The organism is Lentzea sp. NPDC092896 (assembly GCF_044754905.1).
GTDB lineage: Bacteria > Actinomycetota > Actinomycetes > Mycobacteriales > Pseudonocardiaceae > Lentzea.
Genome location: NZ_JBIVPX010000005.1, coordinates 566,085 through 586,055, shown reverse-complemented (window position 1 = coordinate 586,055; position 19,971 = coordinate 566,085). Strand labels below are relative to the sequence as shown.

Below are 19,971 nucleotides of genomic sequence, written 5' to 3'. Positions count from 1 at the left end.
TCGCGGAAGCATTGGCGTTATGCCACCCCGACGAGCCGTAGGCCCGCCGTGGTCACCGCGGCGAGCACGATGACCGCCACGAACGGCAGCTTGCGCCACGCCGCGAGCCCGCCGACGGCGACCCCGGCCGCGAGGGCCCAGCCGCCGAACTGCTTGCCGTTCGTCAGCGCCGAGACCGCTACCAGCGCCAACAGCAGCACCGTCGCACTCGCGGACAGCAGTTCACGGACCTTCTCGGGCAACGTGACGCGGTCGCGCAGCAGCGGTCCGGCGAGGCGGATCGCGAAGGTGCCGGCGGCCAGGATCAGGACTGCGGTGACGGGCACGGCTCCTCCTTCTTCGTCGTGCGGAACGCGAACAACCCGGCCAGTGCGAGCAGCACGGGCACACCGGCGGGCAGGAACGGCGTCGTCGCGAGCGCTATCGCCGCGCCGACCAGCGACGCGTTGCGCGTCGCCGCGTCTTTGAGCGCGGGCAGCGTGAGCGCCAGCAGTGCCGCCGGGAACGCCGCGTCCAGCCCGAACGTCATCGGGTCGCCGATCGCCTGCCCCACGAGCGCACCGATGAGCACGCCCGTGTTCCAGCTGAAGAACAGCGACACGCCACACGCCCAGTAGGCCGCACGCGCTCTCGCGGGATCCTTCTGCGCCATCGCGAACGCCGTCGACTCGTCGATCAGCAGGTGGCTGCCGACGATCCGCGCCAGCCAGCTCTTGCCCAGCACGTCCCCGACCGCGAGGCCGAACGGCAGGTGCCGCGCGTTGAGCACGAGCCCGGCCAGCACCGCGGCGGCAGGGCTGCCACCAGCGGCGACAACGCCCACAGCCATGAACTGCGAGCCACCCGCGAAGATCACCAGCGACATCAGGACCGGCATCCACCACGGCAGGCCGGAGCCGACCGAGATCGCGCCGAAGCTCGCACCGGTCACGGCAGCACCTAGTGCGACCGCGGCCACGTCACGCAGAAGCACAGCATCAAGAGTTCGCCAGATCGAACGCACCACCCATTAAGATGAACACCTGGGATCGGTGTTCGTCAAGACGAACGGATGGACTTCTGTGTCGAACGCACCACTCGACCTCATCGCGGCCAACCTCCGCCGCGAGCGCGATCGCACCGGCATGTCGCTCAGCGAGGTCGCGAAGAAGGCCGGCGTAGCGAAGTCGACGCTCTCCCAACTGGAGTCCGGAGCCGGAAACCCCAGCGTGGAGACCCTGTGGGCACTCGGCGTGGCGCTCGGCGTCCCGTTCAGCCAGCTCGTCGAACCCGCCGTGCCACGCGTGCAGGTGATCCGCGCGGGCGAGGGCCCGGTCATCCACTCCGAGCGCGCGCACTACTCCGCGACACTGCTGGCCGCGTGCCGTCCGGGCACCAAGCACGACATCTACTGGCTGGCGCTCGAACCCGGCGGCGCCCGCGAGTCGCTGCCGCACGTGCCGGGCAGCATCGAGCACATGATCGTGGCGACCGGCCGCTGCCTGGCGGGCCTCGCCGACGACCCGATCGAACTCGGCCCCGGCGACTACATCGTCTACCCCGGCGACGTGCCGCACATCTGCAAGGCGCTGGAACCGGGCACGACCGCGATGATGGTCATGGAGCACACGGTCTAGCTCAACCGGCTTCGCAGCGTGCGCAGCCAGGGCTCGGAGAGCGCGGGCTCGCCGTCCATGGCGCGCGCGATCATGCGCCGGACGTCCTTGGTGCGTCCGAGCTCGACCAGCTGCACGGCCTCGGCCAGCGCCACCCGCGTGTGTTCATCTCTCTTGGCCTCGCGCAAGTACTCCCGCCATCGATGCAACTGAAACGGCCAGGTGAGCTTGACTTGCCCGTTTCCCAGGTAGTACCAGACCTCCTCGTCGAGCGACACGTTCACCACGGACGCGGCTGGCAGGCGACAGGTCCACTCAGCCCGCTGCTGCCAGCGACGGGCGTTCGGACTGGTCTCCGTGCGGATCGTCACGCCGACGAACCGCAGCTTGCGCCGGATCGCGGGCCAAGTCTCGCGTTCCTCGGCGATCCAGTCGTCCAGCAGGCCGAACAACTTGGTGAACGTGCCGCCCGAGTGCACGACGTCCACGAAGGTGACCGGCCGATCCCGCCGAGCGAGTGCCGCGGGCGTGATGCCGATCTCCGCGGCCATCTCCCTGGCCCGCAGGACGTCCGAGCGCGCGATCGCGGCATGGCCGAACGACAAGGGCAGCCTGCGCAGGACCTGGCCCGCGCCCTGCAACGCACCGCCGAGCAGGTCGAACATCGAGTCGAGCGAGCGTCCGACGAACACCAGGTCGCCGTTGCCGCCGCGGGCCAGGACCTTGCCCGCGCACTCGGCGAGGTCCTCGAGGTACCACGGTTCGGGCGCGACGACGTCGTCGAGCAACGACCCGAGCTGGTCGGGTGCCACGAGATCCCAGCGGAACGGCACGTTCATACCGCCATGATGACAACCGGGGCATCTACTACGCCATCGGGTTTCGAACGGTTCATCGAGACATTGATCCCGGTACTCAATTCGGCAGAACAGTCCAACTTTCAATCAATTGCTTGCCCCACCGACTATTTCCTGGCTACAAATGTTTCATGCGGAAATCCCTGTGCGCCGCGGTGGCCATCGCCGCCACCACCAGCGCTTTTGCCTTCGTCACCCCTGCCTTCGCGGCCCCGTCCGCCGGCGCCTGCGCCACCCAGCTGAGCCGGGCGAGCATTCCTCTCGGCCAGGCCACGTACGCGGTCGAATTCGGCACGATCCAAGGTCCGTTTCAGAACCATGAATTCATTTACACCGATCTCGCCACCGCGCGCACGAACCTGCAGGGCGGGCAGTGCGCGGGCCTCGCGAACGTCGTGAAGGCCGAGGTCGACTCCGCGCTGAGCGGCATCGCGGCGGGCGAGACGTCCCTGCGCGCCGGCGACTGGAAGAGCAGCTTCGCCGCCCTGGACCAGGCCGACAAGGCGGTCACCTCGGCCTACTACAAGGCCTGGAAGATCGCCCACCCGTAAGGGGCGTCACATGCGAAACGGGCCAGGTCGCACCCGCGACCCGGCCCGTTTCTCCACTTAAACATATAGCAGGTGGGGGGCCTTGCCACAAGACCCCGTGCATCGTTCACACTCATCGCCTCAGGCAGAACAAGGGCGCTGTGGGGAGCACGTGGGTTACGAAGAAGAACTGCAGTCCGAGCGTGAATACGTGGCCGGTCTCTACGCACGCCTCGATGGCGAACGCGCGCGCGTGAAGGCCGCCTACCTGTCGGCGCTGGGTGGCACCGGCGAGACCGCGATGGACCGTGACAACGAGGTGCGCGCCCGGCACCGCGAGATGAAGCGCCTGAACGTGGCCGACTACGGCCTGTGCTTCGGCCGGCTGGACAGCGTCGACGGCGACAGTTCCTACATCGGCAGGATCGGCCTGTTCGACGAGGAGAACGAGTTCGAACCGGCGCTGCTCGACTGGCGGGCGCCGGCGGCGCGGCCGTTCTACACCGCCACCGGGGCCAGCCCCGAGGGCATGCTCCGGCGCCGCCAGTTCCTCACCCGCCGCCGTGCCGTGGCCGGGTTCACCGACGAGGTGTTCGGCAGGCTCGGCGAGGAGCAGGGCGACGTGGCCCTGCTGGAGGCGTTGAACGCGCCGCGCGGCGAGGGCATGCGCGACATCGTGGCGACCATCCAGTCCGAACAGGACGCGATCATCCGGCTCGACCACCCCGGCGTGCTGGTGATCGAGGGCGGCCCCGGCACCGGTAAGACGGTCGTGGCGCTGCACCGCGTCGCGTACCTGATGTACACGCAACGAGAGCGCATGGAACGGCACGGCGTCCTCGTCGTCGGTCCCAACCCGGCGTTCCTCAACCACATCAGTCGCGTGCTGCCGTCGCTGGGCGAGTCGGACGTCGTGTTCTCGACCACCGGCAGCCTGCTGCCCGGTCTGCTCGCGACCGCCGAGGACACTCCGGAGGTCGCGCGGCTCAAGGGTTCGCGCAAGATGGTGGACGTGCTGAAGGGCGCCGTCGCGTCTCTGCAGCGCGTTCCGGCGGAGCCGATCCCGATGGGCATGAAGGACGTGATCGTCCACATCGGCGCGGACGTCGCCGAGTGGGCCCGGCAGGAGGCGCGCGACAGCGGCCTGCCGCACAACGAGGCCCGCGCGGTGTTCCGCGAGATCGTCACGTACGTCCTGACCGAGCGGGCGATCGGCCGCATCGGGAAGGGCTGGATGTCCCGGTCCGACAAGCAGGCCTGGGAGGAGATGCGGGCGGGGCTGGTCAAGGACCTCGCCGACGACGACGCGTTCCTCGCGATCCTCGACTCCCTGTGGCCGATCATGACGCCGTTCGAGCTGCTGGGCGCGCTGTACGCGTCGCCGGAACTGCTCGCGGAGGCGGGCGCCGACCCGTCGCTGCACCGCGTGGACGGGTCCGCGTGGACGGTCTCGGACGTGCCGTTGCTCGACGAGCTGCACGACCTGCTGGGCAAGGACGGCACCGAGCAGGCCGACGACCAGGCCGCCTCGGCCGACCGCGCGGCCGAGGCCCGGTACGCGGCCGAGGTGCTCGACAGCATGGTCGGCCGCTTCGACCACATGGACGACGAGGACCACCTCTTCGCCTCGGACATGTTGTTCGCAGAGGACCTGGCCGAGCGCTTCGAGGACCACGACCAGCGCACGCTCGCCGAACGCGCGCTGGCGGACCGCGTCTGGACCTACCGGCACGTGGTGGTGGACGAGGCCCAGGAACTGTCCGAAATGGACTGGCGGGTGCTGATGCGCCGCTGCCCCGGCCGTTCCTTCACGGTCGTGGGCGACCTGGCGCAGCGTCGTGCGGCGGCGGGTGCCACGTCGTGGGCCCAGATGCTCGACCCGTACGTGCCGGGACGCTGGGAGTACCGGTCGCTGACGGTCAACTACCGCACGCCGGCGGAGATCATGGCCGTCGCGGCGCGGGTGCTCGCCGAGTTCGCGCCGGACGTGCGCGCGCCGGAGTCGGTGCGCGCCAACGGCGTCCAGCCCTGGGCACGGCGGGTGAGCGAGGACGAACTGGCCGGCGCGATCGAGGAGTTCGTCAAGCAGGAGGCGGCCCTCGAAGGGACGAGCGTCGTGATCGGACCGGTCGGCGTGCCCGGCACCGTGCCCGCCGCGGAGACGAAGGGCCTGGAGTACGACTCGGTGCTCGTCGTCGAGCCGGAACGGATCATGGCGGACGGGCCGCGCGGCGCGGCGGAGCTGTACGTGGCGCTGACCCGTGCCACGCAACGACTCGGCGTGCTGCACCACGAGGCGTTGCCGACCGCTTTGTCCGATCTCGCTGAGACCGTGGGCACAAGCGGGTAATTCGGTGGGTGCGGGGTTCTGACCAGCTCTAAAGTCCCGCTGGTGAGCACTCCGCCCTACCAGCCCCACGACCCGGCCAACCCGTGGGCGACACCGCCCGCGGGGCAGGCCGCGCCGGGCCCGCAGCCCGGCCAGGCGTACCCGGCCCAGGCCTACCCCGGACAGCCGGATCCCGGCCAGGCTCAACCGGGCCAGCCCTACCCGGGCCAGGCCTACCCGGGCCAGGCCTACCCGGGCCAGCCCGATCCCTCCCAGCCGTACCCCGGCCAGCCGTACCCTGGTCAGGCCTACCCCGGTCAGCAGTTCCAGGCCTACCCGTCCTACCCGGCTCCGCAACCGCCGAAGTCGTCGGGCAAGGCGTTCCTGATCATCGCCGGGATCGTCGTGGTCGCACTCGGGCTCAGTGCCGCCGTGTTCCTGGGCGACTGGGGCAGCAAGAGGCCGGTCGCGGCTCCGTCCACGTCGGCCACCACGACGACGACCACGACCACCACGAAGCCGAAGCCGTTCGCGGAGGTCGGCGACTGCGTGCTGCTCGCGGGTGGGTCGTTCAACCCGAAGTTCGAGAAGACCCCGTGCGCCGAGAACAAGCACAACTACACGGTGTCCAAGGTGCCGGCGACGTCCACCGAGGAGTGCGGCACGCCGCCGGACGGCTACGTCAAGTACACCAAGGGTTCCAGCGTGAACGTGTGCCTGATCCCGGTGTTCGTCGACGGCGAGTGCTACGACTTCACCCTCGCGTCGCTGCAGTCGGAGTTCCCGAAGAAGGCGTGCGGCGGCTACATGGTCGTCAAGGCCAAGGTGATCACCGGAACGGCGGACAAGGCGGCGTGCGGCCAGGACGAGCGGCTCGCGCTGGCGCTGGCCTACCCGGAGATCAAGACGACCTACTGCCTGACCCACACGTTCTCGATCTGATCCTATTGGCGGTCGGAGAAGGACCCGGCCGCCAATAGGATGGGCGGAAGTCTGGGGGGACTGCTCGCGTCGGCCAGACGATTCACATCCGCGTCCGAGCCGCATTGGGGGCAATGCATGACAACTCCGCCCACTCCACCTGACGGGCCCCGCAACCTGTGGGCGCCACCAGCCGGGGCACTCCCGCCCCACGGTCACCCGGCCGCGTTCGTCCCTCCACGAAGGACCTCCCGGGTCGGCAGGGTGATCGCGGCTTGCCTCGGTGGCCTGGTGCTGGTGGCGCTGGTCCTGGGCGCGTCGCTGCTCCGCGGGGACAGTGATCCCGGCACGGCGGCCGGCGACTGCGTGAAGCTGACGGGCACGGAGACCAACATGAAGTACGAGAAGGTCTCCTGCGAAGGCAGGCTGCACAACTACACCGTGAGCAGGGTGCTGGGCTCCCGCAGCGGGGACTGCGGCGAAGCCCCGTACTCGTACACGACCTACGACAGTCGCAAGGACCTCAGCGAGCGCGTGTGCCTGATCCCGGTGTACTTCGACGGCGAGTGCTACGACTTCACCTCGCACCTCGCCGAGAACAAGAGGATGGCCTGCGGCACGACCGGGGCGACCAAGGTCCGGGTGCTCACGAACGTCGCGGACGAGGCGGCGTGCGGCCCGGAGTCGTCGAAGGCGATGGCTTACCAGGAAACGAAGACCACCTACTGCTTCACACCGGGGTCGTAGGACGACAGAAGGGCGCGTCCCGTGGGGGACGCGCCCTTCTCCGTTCCTGAGACTTACCAGCCGCGCTCGGCCAGGCGGTGCGGCTCCGGGATCTCGTCGACGTTGATGCCGACCATGGCCTCACCCAGGCCGCGCGAGACCTTGGCGATGACGTCGGGGTCGTCGTGGAAGGTGGTGGCCTTCACGATGGCCTCGGCGCGCTGGGCCGGGTTGCCGGACTTGAAGATGCCGGAACCGACGAACACGCCCTCGGCGCCGAGCTGCATCATCATCGCGGCGTCGGCCGGGGTCGCGATGCCACCCGCGGTGAACAGCACGACGGGGAGCTTGCCGTTCTGCGCGATCTCCTTGACCAGCTCGTACGGCGCCTGGAGCTCCTTGGCGGCCACGTAGAGCTCGTCCTCGGGGAGGTTCTGCAGGCGGCGGATCTCCTGGCGGATCTTGCGCATGTGCGTGGTGGCGTTCGAGACGTCACCGGTGCCGGCCTCGCCCTTGGAGCGGATCATGGCCGCGCCCTCGGTGATGCGGCGCAGGGCCTCGCCCAGGTTCGTCGCGCCACAGACGAAGGGGACGGTGAACGCCCACTTGTCGATGTGGTTGGCGTAGTCGGCCGGGGTGAGCACCTCGGACTCGTCGATGTAGTCGACGCCGAGCGACGCGAGGACCTGGGCCTCGACGAAGTGGCCGATGCGGGCCTTCGCCATGACCGGGATCGAGACGGCGTTGATGATCCCGTCGATCAGGTCGGGGTCGCTCATGCGCGCGACGCCGCCCTGGGAGCGGATGTCGGCCGGGACGCGCTCGAGTGCCATGACGGCGACGGCGCCCGCGTCCTCCGCGATCTTCGCCTGGGTGGCGTCGACCACGTCCATGATCACGCCGCCCTTGAGCATCTCGGCCATGCCGCGCTTGACGCGGGCGGTACCCGTGACCTGATCAGTGCTCACCGGGGCAACCTTTCACGAGGGGAAGTCTTGGTGAACTCAGCCTACGTCCGACGTGGCCCCCTCACCCAAGCCACTGGAGCCCCGAACCAGAAGGCCACTTTCCGATCAACCGCAGGTCGTGACACGTGTCACTGCGCCGGTTGTGAATTGTGTTCGCGTGCTGGTGGGCGTCCAGACGGGTCTGCGGGGTTGTACCGGGAGGGGAACGGGTGTGAGATCGAACACTACGACTTGACGGAGGTCGTCATGGGAAGCAAGAACTCCGACAACGGGGCACCGGCAGGCGCGGTCGCTGTAGACGACCCGGCCAAGGTCCGCAACGTCGTGCTCGTGGGGCCGTCCGGCGCCGGCAAGACGACGCTCACCGAGGCCCTGCTCGCCGCCACCGGCGTCCTGACCCGCGCGGGATCGGTCACCGAGGGCACCACGGTCTGCGACCACGACCCGGCCGCCGTGCGACAACAACGATCGGTGGGCCTCGCTGTAGCCCCGATCCAGCACGGGGACATCAAGATCAACCTGATCGACACCCCCGGCTACGTCGACTTCGTGGGTGAGCTCAGGGCAGGACTACGGGCCGCGGACGCGGCCCTTTTTGTTGTCAACGCTTTCGAGGGCGTCGACGCGGCCACCATCTCGTTGTGGGAGGAGTGCGCTCTCGTCGGCATGCCACGCGCCGTCGTCATCACACGCACCGACCACCACCGTGCGGACTTCGGCACCGAGGTCATCGCGTGCCAGGCGGCGTTCGGCGCGGGCGTCGTGCCGCTGTACATGCCGGAGGGCGACGCACTGGTCGGGCTGCTGACGTCCGGGGAGAACTACCCGGACGAACGCGCGGCGTTGATCGAGGGAATCATCGCCGAGAGCGAGGACGAGACCCTCATGGACCGCTACCTCGAAGGCGAGGAGATCGACCAGGACACGCTGATCGCCGACCTGGAGACCGCCGTCTCGCGCGGCTCGTTCCACCCCGTGATGCCCGTGTGCGCCGCAACCGGCATGGGTCTCGTGGAGCTGTTGGACGGCATCGCGCGCGCGTTCCCGTCACCGCTGGAGCACGACGTTCCGGACGTGACGTCCGTGGACGGCATCCCGCAACCTCGCATGGCCGCCGACCCGGACGGGCCACTCGTCGCCGAGGTGGTCCGCACAGCAGTGGACTCCTACGTCGGCCGCGTGTCGTTGGTCCGTGTCTTCTCCGGCACCTTGCGCCCCGAACGCCCCGTGCACGTCTCCGGCCACGGCATGGCCGACCGCGGCCACGAGGACCACGACGCCGACGAACGCGTCGCCCACATCTACTCGCCGCTGGGCTCGACGCTGCGCGAGGTCCCGTACTGCGTGGCCGGCGACCTGTGCGCGCTGACGAAGCTGACCACCGCCGAGACAGGCGACACCGTTTCCGCCCCCGAACAACCACTGCTGATGGCGCCGTGGGACATGCCAGAACCGTTGCTGCCCATCGCCGTCGTGCCCCGCACACGCAGCGACGAGGACAACCTGGCCCGCAACCTCGGCCGTCTGGTCGCGAGCGACCCGACCCTGCGCCTGGACCGCAACGCCGAGACGCACCAGATGGTCCTGTGGTGCATGGGCGAGGCCCACGCCGACGTCGTGCTGGCCCGCCTGCGCGCCGGCGGCGCCGAGATCGACACCGAACCGGTGCGCGTCCCGTTCCGCGAAACCTTCGCCCGGTCGGGCAAAGGCCACGGCAGGCACGTGAAGCAGTCGGGCGGCCACGGCCAGTACGCCGTGTGCGACATCCTCGTGGAACCACTCCCCCGCGGCGCCGGCTTCGAGTTCGTGGACAAGGTCGTCGGCGGCTCGGTCCCCCACCAGTTCATCCCGTCCGTCGAGAAGGGCGTGCGCGCACAGCTGGAACGAGGCCTGCACGACGGCACCCCTGTCGTCGACGTACGGGTGACTCTCGTCGACGGCAAAGCGCATTCGGTCGACTCGTCGGACGCCGCGTTCCAGACAGCGGGCGCACTCGCGTTGAAGGAGGCCGCGGCCGCCGCGCGCACGCAACTGCTGGAGCCGATGGACGAGGTCGCCATCCGGCTGCCCGACGAGCACCTGGGAACCGTGCTGGGCGACCTGTCCGGACGGCGCGGCCGAGTCCTCGGCACCGAGTCGGACGAGGGCGGGCGCACGCTGATCCGCGCCGAGGTGCCGTCGTCGGAGTTGCTGCGGTACGCGGTGGAGCTGCGGTCGCTTACGTCGGGGACCGGCACGTTCACGCGCCACTTCTCCCGCTACGACCCGCTGCCGGAGGCGTTGGCGGCCCGCGCCAGCAAGTAGGTCCGATCGCTCGCGTGCTCGACACGCGGGTCCGGAACGCGATCGAGGCGGGCCGTCACCGTGAGGCCCGCCTCCGCCAGCGTGCGCGTCTCCTCGTCGGGGTCGAGGAAGCGGAAGGTCAGCTCGACCTCGTTCCCCCACCACTCCGTCATCGTCCTGGCCCGCCCTGCCTCGGTTTCCGCGTCCCGCACGTGGAACGCGACCAGCGCCTGCCCGCCAGGGCGCAGCACCCGTGCGAACTCGGCGTAAGCCTGGGCGCGTTGCTCTGCATCGAGGTGGATGACCGCGTACAGACAGACGAGCGCGGAGACCGAGTGGGACCGGATTGGTAGTGCCGTCATGTCACCTGCGCAGGCAGGCACCTCGGCGTACGTGCACATCTGCGGTGACAGGTCGACGCCGACGACGGGCACTCGTCCGGCCAGGTAGGCCGCGACGTGGCCCGGCCCGCAGCCGACGTCCAGGACCAGGCCGTCCGCCGACTCCGCGACGGCGTCGAGCAGAGCACGGTCCAGTGGCTTCCCCGCGAGCTCGCCGCTCAGTTCGACGGCGTAGCGCGCGGCCACGCGGTCGTACGAGCGGCGAGTGCTCACCGCGTCATTTTAGGTGTTCTGCGGGAAGCCCAGGTTCACGCCGCCGTGCGACGGATCGAGCCAGCGCGACGTCACGACCTTCGAGCGGGTGAAGAAGTGCACGCCGTGCGGCCCGTACGCGTGCGAGTCGCCGAACAGCGATTCCTTCCACCCGCCGAACGAGTAGTAGGCCACCGGCACGGGGATCGGCACGTTCACGCCGACCATGCCGACCTCGATCTCGTTCTGGAACCGGCGGGCGGCGCCGCCGTCGTTGGTGAAGATGGCGGTGCCGTTGCCGTAGCGGTTGCTGTTCACCATCTCGACGGCTTCTTCATAGGTGTCGCAGCGGACGACCGAGAGCACCGGGCCGAAGATCTCGTCGGTGTAGATCGTCATGTCCGTGCCGACGTGGTCGAACAAGGTGGGCCCGAGCCAGAAGCCGCTCGCGTCGCCGTCGATCGGGTGGTCCCGGCCGTCGACCGCCAGCACCGCGCCCGCGGCCACCCCTGCGTCCAAATAGGACGTGACCTTGTCCCGGTGCACGCCGGTGACCAGCGGGCCCATCTCGCACGACGAACCGGCGCCGACCTTCACGTCGGCGATCCGCGACTGGATCTTGGACACCAGTGAGTCGCCGACCTCGCCGACGGCGACGACCACCGAGATCGCCATGCACCGCTCGCCCGCCGAGCCGAAGCCCGCGGACACGGCGGCGTCCGCGGCCAGGTCGAGGTCTGCGTCGGGCAGGACGACCATGTGGTTCTTGGCGCCGCCCAACGCCTGCACGCGTTTGCCGTGCGAGGTCCCGGTCTCGTAGACGTAGCGCGCGATCGGGGTGGAGCCGACGAACGAGATCGCCTTCACGGTCGGGTGTTCGAGCAGGCGGTCCACGGCCACCTTGTCGCCGTGCACGACGTTCAGCACGCCGTCCGGCAGGCCGGCCTCCGCGAACAGTTCGGCGAGGAAGTTCGACGCGGAAGGGTCCTTTTCGGACGGTTTCAGGACCACGGTGTTGCCGCAGGCGATGGCGGTCGGCACGAACCACAGCGGGACCATGGCCGGGAAGTTGAACGGCGAGATCACGCCGACCACGCCGACGGGCTGCTGGATCGAGTAGACGTCGACGCGGGTCGACGCGTTCTCGCTGAAGCCGCCCTTCAGGAGCTGCGGGATTCCGCACGCGTACTCGACCGACTCCAGTGCCCGCTGGATCTCGCCGCCCGCGTCGGACACGACCTTGCCGTGCTCGGCGGACACGATCTTCGCAAGGTCGCCCTTGCGGTCGTTGAGCAGTTCGCGGAACTTGAACATCACCGTCGAGCGTTGCGCCAGGGACGCGTTTCGCCAGGACGCAAACGCTTCCGCGGCGGCCGAGACCGCAGCGTCCACTTCGGACACCGAGGCGAAGGCGACCTGGGAGGCCACCTTGCCGGTCGTCGGGTCGTAGACGTCACCGAGCCGCTCAGGAGCGGCGTCCCAGGGCTTGCCGTTGATCCAGTGCTTGATCACGCCTGCTCCACCGCCTGCGCCAGAATGCCCAAAGCCTCTTCCAGTTCGTCCTCGGTCAGCGTCATCGGCGGGGCCAGCCGGATCACGTTGCCGTACAGACCGCCCTTGCCGACGAGCAGCCCGCGCGCCTTCGCCTCCGCCAGCACGACACCGGCGGCGGCGCCGTTCGGTTCGCCCTCGGGACCGACGAACTCGACGCCGACCATCAGGCCCTTGCCGCGCACGTCGCCGATCACCGGGTGCTTCTCGGCCAGCTCACGAAGTCCGCTCAGCAGCCGCGAGCCGAGCTTGGCCGCGTTGGCCTGCAGGTCGTGGTCGAGCAGGTAGTTCACGGTGGCCAACGCGCCGGCCGTGGAGATCGGGTTGCCGCCGAACGTCGAGATCGAGTTCGCGTTGATCGTGTCCATCAGGTCGCCGCGCGCGACCACACCGCCGATCGCGAGACCGTTGCCGAGGCCCTTGGCGAACGTCATCGCGTCCGGCACCACGTCGTGCGCCTGGATGCCCCAGAAGTGCTCGCCGGTGCGGCCCCAGCCGGTCTGCACCTCGTCGGAGATGAAGAGGATCCCGTACTCGTCCAGGACGTCCTTGAACGCGCGGAACAGGCCGTCGGGCGGGGAGGTGAAGCCGCCGACGCCCTGGATCGGCTCGGCGATCATGCACGCGACGTCGCCGGACGTCGTGGTCTCGATGATCTCGCGCAGGTCGTCGACGCAGGCCTTGATGTAGTCGTTGTCGTCCATCGCCTTGAACGGCGAGCGGTAGCGGTAGCCGCCGTGCACCCAGCTGACCTTGATCGGCGACAGCGCGGACGCGGACCAGCCGCGGTTGCCCGTGATGGCGATCGTGGCGAACGCACGGCCGTGGTAGCTGTTGCGCAGGGCCAGCACCTGTTCGCTGCGGCGCGCCTGGGTGGCGAGCATCAGCGCGGTCTCGTTGGCCTCGGTGCCGGAGTTGGTGAAGAACACCTTGGCGTCCGGGATGCCCGACAGCTCGGCGATCTTCTCCGCGAGCTCGATCTGGTTCTTGATCAGGTACAGGGTCGAGCTGTGCAGCACGCCCGTGTCGAGCTGCGAGCGGATCGCGTCGCTGATCTCGGCGACGTCGTAGCCGATGGCGTTGGTCAGGATGCCCGCGAAGAAGTCCAGGTAGGTCGTGCCCTCGCGGTCGGTCACCCGGCGCCCGGAGGCGCTCGCGATCTCGATGGGCTCGTCGTAGTAGAGGGCCACCCACTTCGGCATCACCGCGCGGTGTCGTGCCAGCAGCTCCTTGTGAGCCATCTCGTCCTCCAGGGGTCCGACGCCTGCCTCGGAGTCTGCTGGCGTGCCGGGTGCGCCGCCATGCACAACCTGTACCCGGATCGGCTGGTTGGCATTACGTTGTGTCCATGTACCCGACGGTCTCCGAAGTCGTCGCTCTGCCGGTGATCCGGCAGGGAAAGCCCCGTTTGGTGGCCGGATCGGCCGGACTCGGCAGACGCGTCCGATGGGTCCATGTGGCGGAGATCGCAGACATCGCGCCGCTGCTGCGCGGCGGCGAACTGGTGCTCACGACCGGCGTGATGCTGCCCGAGTCAGGCCTGGCCCGCTACATCGAGGAACTGGCCGCCGTCGGCTGCGCGGGCCTCATCGTCGAACTGGGCAGGCGGTGGCGCGACGACGTGCCCGGCGCCCTGGTCACGGCGGCGGAACGGCACGGGTTGCCGCTGGTCACGCTCACCGAGGAGACCAAGTACGTGGCCGTGACCGAGGCCGTCGTCGGGCTGATCGTGGACGCCCAGCTGGCCGAGCTCAGGGCCGCGGAACAGGTGCACGAGACGTTCACGGCGCTGACGGTCGCGGGCGCCGAGCCGTCCGAGGTGCTGCGCGAGGTGGCCAGGACGTCCGGGCTGCCGGTCGTGCTGGAGACGCTCGGCCACGACGTGCTCGCCTACGACGCGGCCGGGCACGATCCCGTGACGCTGCTGGACGACTGGGCGGCGCGCTCGCGGGCCGTCACGGTCACCGAACGGACCGCCTACGACACCGCGTCCGGCTGGCTGATCACCATCGTCGGGGCACGCGGCGCCGACTGGGGCCGGCTCGTGATGGTCTCGCCGGAGCCTCCACCGCACCGGCACGTCGTGGTCGCCGAACGCGCCGCGTCGGCGTTGGCCGTGCATCGGCTCGTGGCGCGCGATCGGGAGTCGCTGGAACGGCAGACGCACCGGACGTTGCTGGCCCAGCTGCTCGGCCAGTCGCCGCAGTCGCCGGATCTCGGTGCGCGCGCGGCGGCGCTGGGAGTGCCGCTGGAACGACGCCAGCTGATCGGCGTGGCGGTCCGGCCGGTGTCCGTCCTGCAGGGGCAAACGCTTGCCACGCAGGAGGTCCTGCGGGATCTCGCCGAGGCGACGGCACTGGCGGCACGCCGGGTGACGGTCGCGGCACTGGTCGGCGTCGTGGACGACACGTCGGTGCGCGCGCTGCTGTCGGTGCCGGTGACCGTTGGCGTGGAAGGGGTTCTGCGCAAGGTCGCGCGCGAGATCCACCGGACGGCGGCGTCGGCGGTGGTGATCGCGGTGGGCACGACGGTCACGTCCACAACGGACGTTCGCAGGTCGCTCGGCGAGGCCGTGCACGTGGCAGGAGCGGCGCTGCGGGCACCGGGATCCCAGCTGTACCACCGGCTTGACGACGTCCGGCTGCGCGGCCTGCTGCACCTGCTGCGGGAGGACGAACGGGTGCGGGCCTTCGCGGACCGCGAGCTCGGGCCGTTGCTGGCGCGGGACTCGGCGCAGGGCTCCCGGCTGGTCGAGCTGCTGCGGTGCCTGTGCGAGAACGGCGGCAACAAGTCGGCGGCGGCCGCGGCGGCGCACCTGTCCCGCACTGCCTACTACCAGCAGCTGGGGCGGATCGAACAGGTGCTCGGCGTCTCGCTCGAGGACCCGGAGTCCGTGCTCTCGCTCTACGTCGCCCTGTTGGTACACGAAATGGGCCCGTGAGCGCGCACGGGCCCATTTTCGACGTGGGAACTCAGCCGTTGATCGTCGGGAAGGTGCCCGAGAGAACGGTCGGGTTCGGCACGACGTTGTTGGTCGGCAGGTCCGACAGCGCCGGCGCCTTCAGGTCACCGACGTGCGCGTTGCCCGCGAGGGCCTCGGCGTTCGGCAGCGACGGCAGGGTGCCCAGCTCGGCGGCGACCGGGTTCGGCGCGGTGCGCTCCTGCGCGGCCGGGACGGCGGGCAGCGCGGGCACCGGCAGGTCGTTGGCGACGGGGGCGCCGACGTGCGGGAGCTGGACAGCGGAGGCCGACTCGAGCGGGTTCGCGTGCTGCTGGGCGTCGGAGATCAGCTTGTCCGCGCCGACCTCGGGAACGCCGGCACCCAGCTGGGGCAGCTCGGCGGCGCTGGCCGAACCCGCGAGGAGCGGGGCGGCGCTGGCGGCGAGCAGGGCGGCGGCACGGAACAGTCCGGAACGAGACACAGTTTTCCTCAATCTGGTTTGGGGACCGATCTTCGATTTCATCGGCGGATTCGGTTCGAGAATTAACCCGCTCGATCGGGTGGTGAGGGTTTGAACCTCACGCGGCGGGAGGTCCTACGGTTCTCGGTGTGACCCGTTGGAGCGTCGGTGACCTGGCCAGAGCGAGCGGACTGACAGTCCGCACGCTGCACCACTACGACGAGATCGGACTGGTCGTCGCTTCTGAGCGCACGACATCCGGTCACCGTCGGTACACACCGGACGACGTCCGTCGCCTCTATCAGGTGAGATCGCTGCGCCAGCTCGGTCTTTCCCTGGAAGAGGTCCGATCGGCACTGTCCCGTTCGGACTCGCTGCGACCTCTCTTCGAGGCCCAGCTCGCCGCGCTGAACGCCCAGGCGCGACAGGTGGAGGCACTGCGGTCGCGGCTCACCGCGCTGCTCGACGGGCACACCACCGAGTCCCTTCTGTCCACTTTGGAGATGATGTCCGTGTACGAGAGCTACTTCACCGCCGACCAGCTGGGCGACATGAGGTCGCGCGCGGCGGCGATGGGCCCGGAGGCCGTGGAGGCGCTGAAGGCGTCCTGGCTGGAGCTGGTGCAGCAGCTGCGTCAGCACATGGCCGACGGCACCCCTGCCGACGACCCGCGCGTCGTCGAGTTGGGTCGGCAGTGGGACGAGCTCGGCGCCCGGTTCACCGGCGGCGACCCGGCGGTCCAGGCCGCGGCGCAGAAGTCGTGGACCGAGAACAAGGCGACGATCAGCACGCAGATCGGGTGGCCCGCCGACGACGGTCTGGTGGATTACGTAACTCGGGCGCGCGCCGCGCGGTGAGTTCGGTAGAAGTTGGTCATGCTTCCCGATGACCGACGTCTGCAAGCCGCCAACCCGACCGGGTGGTTCGAAGATCTCTACGCGGAGGCCGAAGCCGGCACGGCCTCCGTCCCCTGGGACATCCCCCACCCGCAACCGCACCTCGTCACGTGGGCCGAGGGAGTCGACGGCACGGGCCAGCGCGCGCTGGTCGTGGGCTGCGGCTACGGCCGCGACTCGGAGTTCCTCGCCTCGCTGGGGTTCGAGGTGACGGCCTTCGACATCTCCCCCACCGCCGTGGCGGCCGTGCAGGCGCGGTACCCGGAGTCCTCCGTCTCCTACGTGGTCGCCGACCTGCTGAACCCGCCCGCCGAGTGGCACCACGCGTTCGACCTCGTCGTGGAGAACATGACGGTGCAGGCGCTGCCCGTTGACGCGCACGCCCAGGCCACCGAACGGGTCGCGTGGCTGACCGGGTCGAAACTGCTGGTCCTGGCCGTGGCCCGGGAGGAGGATTCGGTCGCGGACGGGCCGCCGTGGCCGTTGACGCCGTCGGAGATCCTCGCGTTCCAGACGGACGGTCTCACCGCGCTGAAGGTGAATCGCGACGGGGCCCGTTGGACCGCTGAATTCGTGCGACAACTGGCCATGAACTGACCACTTATGACGGACTTCTGCCGCTTAGCGTGAATCATGCTCGTTCGTCGGCTGCTCGCCCGTCTGCTCGACTGGCTCCTGGTGCTGGTCGTGGCGTGGCCGTTGGTCCACGAACCCGTGCTGGTGGTGCTCTGCGCGGCGGTGTACGACGCTCTGCTGCTTCGCCTGAACACCCTCGGCAAAGTCCTCACGGGGCTGCGGGTCGTGGGCCCCGCGTCCGGCCTGAACCTCCGGCGGGCACTGACGCGCACGCTCATCACGACCGCGCTGCCCGGCGCGGGCGCGGTGCTCGTGCTCACCGGCCTGGGCTGGCGGGAGCCGGCGCTGATGGCGGGCCTCGGCTGGCAGCAGCCGTGGGTCGTCATCGGCGAGCACGTCGCCGTGGGGTCGCCGGGCTGGCTCGCGTCGTTGCTGCTGGTCGGCGGGTTCGTGCTGCTCGTGCTGTCCGCCGTGGAGTCGCTTGATCTCCGCGGCACCCGGACCTGGCACGACCGCAAGGCGGGCACGGCCGTGGTGCGTCTGAAGGTGGCACAATCCCAGCGGTGATCAACGAGGTCGGGCAGAACCACGGGAACGTGGTGCAGGCGCACACCGTGGGTTCCGTTCACCTCACCTCCCCCGAACCGGCGCCCACCGCGCTCGACGGTCTTCGACACGCCGGCGAGTCGTTCGTCGGCCGCGAGCGGGAACTCGCCGAACTGGACGTGGCCGGCCTGACCGTGGTGTCGGGCCTCGCGGGTGTCGGCAAGACCGAACTCGTGCTGCGGCACGCCGAGAGGTTCCCCGGCAGCAAGCTCTTCGTCGACCTCCAGGACTACGACGACGAACGCCGCGTGACGCCCGCACAGGCGTTGGAGGAGTTCCTGACCGCACTGGGTGTACGGGAGATCCCCCGCTCCGAGGACGCCCGCGCCACGTTGTTCCGCACCCTCGTCGCCGACCGCGAACCGATGCTGATCGTGATCGACAACGCGAGGTCCGCGCAGCACGTGCGGCCGTTGCTGCCCAACCGGCACCGCACGATCGTCACCAGCAGGCACCGGCTCGTCGGTCTCGACGACGCCCACCACCTCGAACTGGGCCTGCTGTCCGAGCAAGAGGCGACCGCGCTCGTGGGGGACGCCGAGCTCGCCGAACTGTGCGGACGGCTGCCGCTCGCGTTGCGGATCATGGCCGCGCTGCGCCGCACCGACCCAGATCACGACTGGGTCGCCGAGCTGCGCGAGGTGAAGCTGGACCTGCTCGACGACGGTGACGAACGGTCCGTGCGCGCGGCGTTCGAACTGTCCTACCGAGCACTCACCGAGGAGCAACGCCGGGTGTTCCGGCTGTCCGCTCTGCACCCCTCGCACGAGGTGACGACCGAGGGCGCCGCGCAGCTGGCCGGGTGCACGGAGGTCAAAGCGCGCAAGGTGTTGAGGGAGCTGCGGACCGCGCACCTGATCGAACCCGGCGACCGCTTCCACGACCTGGTGCGGCAGTTCGCGGCCGACTGCGTCAGCGCGGACGAGGAGAAGGAGACCCGCGAACAGGCGATGTCGCGGTTCCTCACCTACTTCGCCGAACGGGCCGCACAGATGAACGGAGCACTCCGCACCCCGAAACAGTCCGAGGCGCTGCACTGGTTCGACCGCCACCGGCCGACGCTCGTCGCGTCCGTGCTGTCCGCGCTGCTGTTGCGGCACATCCCCCACGGCGGCGCGATCGCCCAGGCGCTGCACGACTACCTCGGTCTGCGCGGCCACCTGGACGACCTGCTGATGACCGACCAGCTGGCCGTGGACGCGGCGATCAACCTGGACAACACCTGGTTCGTCGCGGTTCTGCGGGTGCGGCTCGGGCACTCCTGCCTGCGGGCGGGGGAAGACGCGCGCGCGTTGAACAACCTCTACGAGGCCTGGAAGGTCGTGCGCCACTGCAACGACGTGCCGCTGATGCACGACGCGCTGGAAGGCCTGGTGCTCGCCTTCGAGCGCAACGGCAGGCACGAGGACGCACGGTTGGCGGCGGTGGACCGGGACGCGCTGGCCCGCATGCTCACAGCCGATCCCCGATGAACCGCAACGCCTCCGGCAGCACGCGGCGCCAGTAGTCGGCGTCGTGTTCGCCGTGCTCGAACGATCCCTGCGCGCCGACCACTTCCGCCAGCTCCGCGGCGGGGTCGTGGAACGGATCTTCCCGCCCGCACCACACACCTACCGGTGACTTGATCCTCTCCCTGCGCCGCAACGGTTCGTGCGCCTCCCACACCTCGCGCGACGCGAACCCGTCGATCCGCTGGGCGTCCTCCCACGACGGGAAGAGTGCCGGGCTGATGGCCGCCACGGCCTTCAGCGGCTGACGGGACGCGATGTCCAGCACGCCGAACCCGCCCATCGAGATCCCCAGCGCCGCGTCGAACGGCACGGGCGGCGTGAGGTTCACCCAGTAGTCCTCGCCGCCGTTGACCACCGCGCACCGGAACGGGCACCCGTTGAGGAACTGTGGCAGCCCCAGGTCCTGCCACCACCCGACGCTGCCGCCGCGGCCGTGCAGCACGAGCACCGCTGGCCCGTCCGTCCCCGTCCAGGCACCCCACGGCGTGGGCTGAACGGGTACAGGTGCGACGTCGGGGATCACGCCGGGCGGGCCCGTCCAGCCGAGCAGACGGCGGCCTCGCGGGGACAGCGCCGCGTACGTTCCGACCGCTCCCACCAGGCCCGCACCACCGAGAAGGACAGCTCG

At 69.8% G+C, this 19,971-nt stretch carries 20 protein-coding genes; 11 read left to right on the top strand and 9 right to left on the bottom strand.

Annotated elements, in window-relative coordinates:
- Window positions 1-17 precede the first annotated feature (17 nt).
- Both ACIQF0_RS27195 and ACIQF0_RS27190 read right to left on the bottom strand, forming a co-directional pair.
- Window positions 18-326, bottom strand: coding sequence for an AzlD domain-containing protein (locus ACIQF0_RS27195; RefSeq protein WP_360031498.1), 309 nt, complete (start codon window positions 324-326; stop codon window positions 18-20).
- Window positions 305-1,003, bottom strand: a complete 699-nt coding sequence (locus ACIQF0_RS27190) for an AzlC family ABC transporter permease (protein ID WP_401033665.1) — start codon at window positions 1,001-1,003, stop codon at window positions 305-307. Before ACIQF0_RS27190 ends, ACIQF0_RS27195 begins: the two co-directional genes overlap by 22 nt.
- Before the next feature lie 58 nt (window positions 1,004-1,061).
- On the opposite strand from ACIQF0_RS27190, the gene ACIQF0_RS27185 reads away from it, so the two are divergent.
- Entirely contained in the window at window positions 1,062-1,616 is a 555-nt protein-coding gene (locus ACIQF0_RS27185; protein ID WP_360031502.1) for an XRE family transcriptional regulator, read from the top strand.
- On the opposite strand, the gene ACIQF0_RS27180 is transcribed toward ACIQF0_RS27185, so the two are convergent.
- Window positions 1,613-2,434 (bottom strand): hypothetical protein, encoded by an 822-nt coding sequence (locus ACIQF0_RS27180; protein ID WP_401033661.1) that lies wholly within the window; start codon window positions 2,432-2,434, stop codon window positions 1,613-1,615. The two genes, ACIQF0_RS27185 and ACIQF0_RS27180, sit on opposite strands and share 4 nt — an antisense overlap.
- Before the next feature lie 149 nt (window positions 2,435-2,583).
- On the opposite strand from ACIQF0_RS27180, the gene ACIQF0_RS27175 reads away from it, so the two are divergent.
- The 4 genes from ACIQF0_RS27175 (at window position 2,584) to ACIQF0_RS27160 (ending at window position 6,979) form a co-directional block, all read left to right on the top strand.
- Complete coding sequence (locus ACIQF0_RS27175) at window positions 2,584-3,003, top strand: hypothetical protein (protein WP_401033658.1); 420 nt, start codon at window positions 2,584-2,586, stop codon at window positions 3,001-3,003.
- 151 nt (window positions 3,004-3,154) lie between these two features.
- Window positions 3,155-5,332, top strand: a complete 2,178-nt coding sequence (helR, locus tag ACIQF0_RS27170; protein WP_401033656.1) for an RNA polymerase recycling motor ATPase HelR — start codon at window positions 3,155-3,157, stop codon at window positions 5,330-5,332.
- Between the two features lie 42 nt (window positions 5,333-5,374).
- Window positions 5,375-6,253 carry a hypothetical protein gene (locus ACIQF0_RS27165; RefSeq protein ID WP_401033653.1) on the top strand — a complete coding sequence of 293 codons (879 nt, stop codon included), beginning with the start codon at window positions 5,375-5,377 and terminating at the stop codon, window positions 6,251-6,253.
- Window positions 6,254-6,496: 243 nt separating this feature from the next.
- Window positions 6,497-6,979 carry a hypothetical protein gene (locus tag ACIQF0_RS27160; protein ID WP_401033651.1) on the top strand — a complete coding sequence of 161 codons (483 nt, stop codon included), beginning with the start codon at window positions 6,497-6,499 and terminating at the stop codon, window positions 6,977-6,979.
- Between the two features lie 53 nt (window positions 6,980-7,032).
- Here ACIQF0_RS27160 and pdxS read toward each other — a convergent pair whose 3' ends face one another.
- Complete coding sequence (pdxS, locus tag ACIQF0_RS27155; protein WP_090066984.1) at window positions 7,033-7,926, bottom strand: pyridoxal 5'-phosphate synthase lyase subunit PdxS; 894 nt, start codon at window positions 7,924-7,926, stop codon at window positions 7,033-7,035.
- Window positions 7,927-8,172: 246 nt separating this feature from the next.
- Here pdxS and ACIQF0_RS27150 point away from each other — a divergent pair, with 246 nt between their 5' ends.
- Window positions 8,173-10,230: an elongation factor G-like protein EF-G2 gene (locus ACIQF0_RS27150; RefSeq protein ID WP_401033647.1), complete on the top strand. Its 2,058-nt coding sequence runs from the start codon at window positions 8,173-8,175 to the stop codon at window positions 10,228-10,230.
- Here ACIQF0_RS27150 and ACIQF0_RS27145 read toward each other — a convergent pair.
- Genes ACIQF0_RS27145 through ACIQF0_RS27135 form a run of 3 tightly spaced genes read right to left on the bottom strand, consistent with a single transcriptional unit; the run spans window position 10,185 to window position 13,594 of the window.
- Window positions 10,185-10,823 carry a class I SAM-dependent methyltransferase gene (locus ACIQF0_RS27145; RefSeq protein ID WP_401033644.1) on the bottom strand — a complete coding sequence of 213 codons (639 nt, stop codon included), beginning with the start codon at window positions 10,821-10,823 and terminating at the stop codon, window positions 10,185-10,187. The genes ACIQF0_RS27150 and ACIQF0_RS27145 overlap by 46 nt on opposite strands.
- Before the next feature lie 9 nt (window positions 10,824-10,832).
- The gene (locus ACIQF0_RS27140; protein WP_401033641.1) at window positions 10,833-12,314 is read right to left on the bottom strand and encodes a CoA-acylating methylmalonate-semialdehyde dehydrogenase; all 1,482 of its coding nucleotides are present in this window, start codon (window positions 12,312-12,314) and stop codon (window positions 10,833-10,835) included.
- Window positions 12,311-13,594 (bottom strand): aspartate aminotransferase family protein, encoded by a 1,284-nt coding sequence (locus tag ACIQF0_RS27135; protein ID WP_401033638.1) that lies wholly within the window; start codon window positions 13,592-13,594, stop codon window positions 12,311-12,313. The genes ACIQF0_RS27140 and ACIQF0_RS27135 overlap by 4 nt, the downstream gene beginning before the upstream one ends.
- 107 nt (window positions 13,595-13,701) lie before the next feature.
- Between ACIQF0_RS27135 and ACIQF0_RS27130 the strand changes: the two genes are divergently transcribed.
- Window positions 13,702-15,294, top strand: coding sequence for a PucR family transcriptional regulator (locus ACIQF0_RS27130; RefSeq protein ID WP_401033636.1), 1,593 nt, complete (start codon window positions 13,702-13,704; stop codon window positions 15,292-15,294).
- A 31-nt stretch (window positions 15,295-15,325) separates the two neighbouring features.
- Here ACIQF0_RS27130 and ACIQF0_RS27125 read toward each other — a convergent pair whose 3' ends face one another.
- Window positions 15,326-15,775 (bottom strand): hypothetical protein, encoded by a 450-nt coding sequence (locus ACIQF0_RS27125; RefSeq protein ID WP_401033633.1) that lies wholly within the window; start codon window positions 15,773-15,775, stop codon window positions 15,326-15,328.
- A gap of 128 nt (window positions 15,776-15,903) precedes the next feature.
- Between ACIQF0_RS27125 and ACIQF0_RS27120 the strand changes: the two genes are divergently transcribed.
- From ACIQF0_RS27120 to ACIQF0_RS27105, 4 genes are read left to right on the top strand one after another with little or no spacing between them, the layout of a single operon-like run.
- On the top strand, window positions 15,904-16,611 hold the full coding sequence (locus tag ACIQF0_RS27120) for a MerR family transcriptional regulator (protein WP_401033630.1): 708 nt from the start codon (window positions 15,904-15,906) through the stop codon (window positions 16,609-16,611).
- An 18-nt stretch (window positions 16,612-16,629) separates the two neighbouring features.
- Entirely contained in the window at window positions 16,630-17,247 is a 618-nt protein-coding gene (locus tag ACIQF0_RS27115; protein WP_401033627.1) for a class I SAM-dependent methyltransferase, read from the top strand.
- Between the two features lie 36 nt (window positions 17,248-17,283).
- Window positions 17,284-17,793, top strand: coding sequence for a hypothetical protein (locus ACIQF0_RS27110; protein WP_401033624.1), 510 nt, complete (start codon window positions 17,284-17,286; stop codon window positions 17,791-17,793).
- Window positions 17,790-19,304 carry an AAA family ATPase gene (locus ACIQF0_RS27105; protein WP_401033622.1) on the top strand — a complete coding sequence of 505 codons (1,515 nt, stop codon included), beginning with the start codon at window positions 17,790-17,792 and terminating at the stop codon, window positions 19,302-19,304. Before ACIQF0_RS27110 ends, ACIQF0_RS27105 begins: the two co-directional genes overlap by 4 nt.
- Here the strand turns inward: ACIQF0_RS27105 and ACIQF0_RS27100 are convergent.
- Complete coding sequence (locus tag ACIQF0_RS27100) at window positions 19,285-19,941, bottom strand: hypothetical protein (protein ID WP_401033620.1); 657 nt, start codon at window positions 19,939-19,941, stop codon at window positions 19,285-19,287. The two genes, ACIQF0_RS27105 and ACIQF0_RS27100, sit on opposite strands and share 20 nt — an antisense overlap.
- Between the last annotated feature and the right edge of the window lie 30 nt (window positions 19,942-19,971).

Coding starts and splice junctions, on each gene's coding strand:
- ACIQF0_RS27180 (WP_401033661.1), bottom strand. CDS start 2,434: ATGAACGTGCCGTTCCGCTGGGATCTCGTGGCACCCGACCAGCTCGGG.
- ACIQF0_RS27175 (WP_401033658.1), top strand. CDS start 2,584: ATGCGGAAATCCCTGTGCGCCGCGGTGGCCATCGCCGCCACCACCAGC.
- ACIQF0_RS27150 (WP_401033647.1), top strand. CDS start 8,173: ATGGGAAGCAAGAACTCCGACAACGGGGCACCGGCAGGCGCGGTCGCT.
- ACIQF0_RS27135 (WP_401033638.1), bottom strand. CDS start 13,594: ATGGCTCACAAGGAGCTGCTGGCACGACACCGCGCGGTGATGCCGAAG.
- ACIQF0_RS27130 (WP_401033636.1), top strand. CDS start 13,702: ATGTACCCGACGGTCTCCGAAGTCGTCGCTCTGCCGGTGATCCGGCAG.
- ACIQF0_RS27115 (WP_401033627.1), top strand. CDS start 16,630: ATGCTTCCCGATGACCGACGTCTGCAAGCCGCCAACCCGACCGGGTGG.
- ACIQF0_RS27110 (WP_401033624.1), top strand. CDS start 17,284: ATGCTCGTTCGTCGGCTGCTCGCCCGTCTGCTCGACTGGCTCCTGGTG.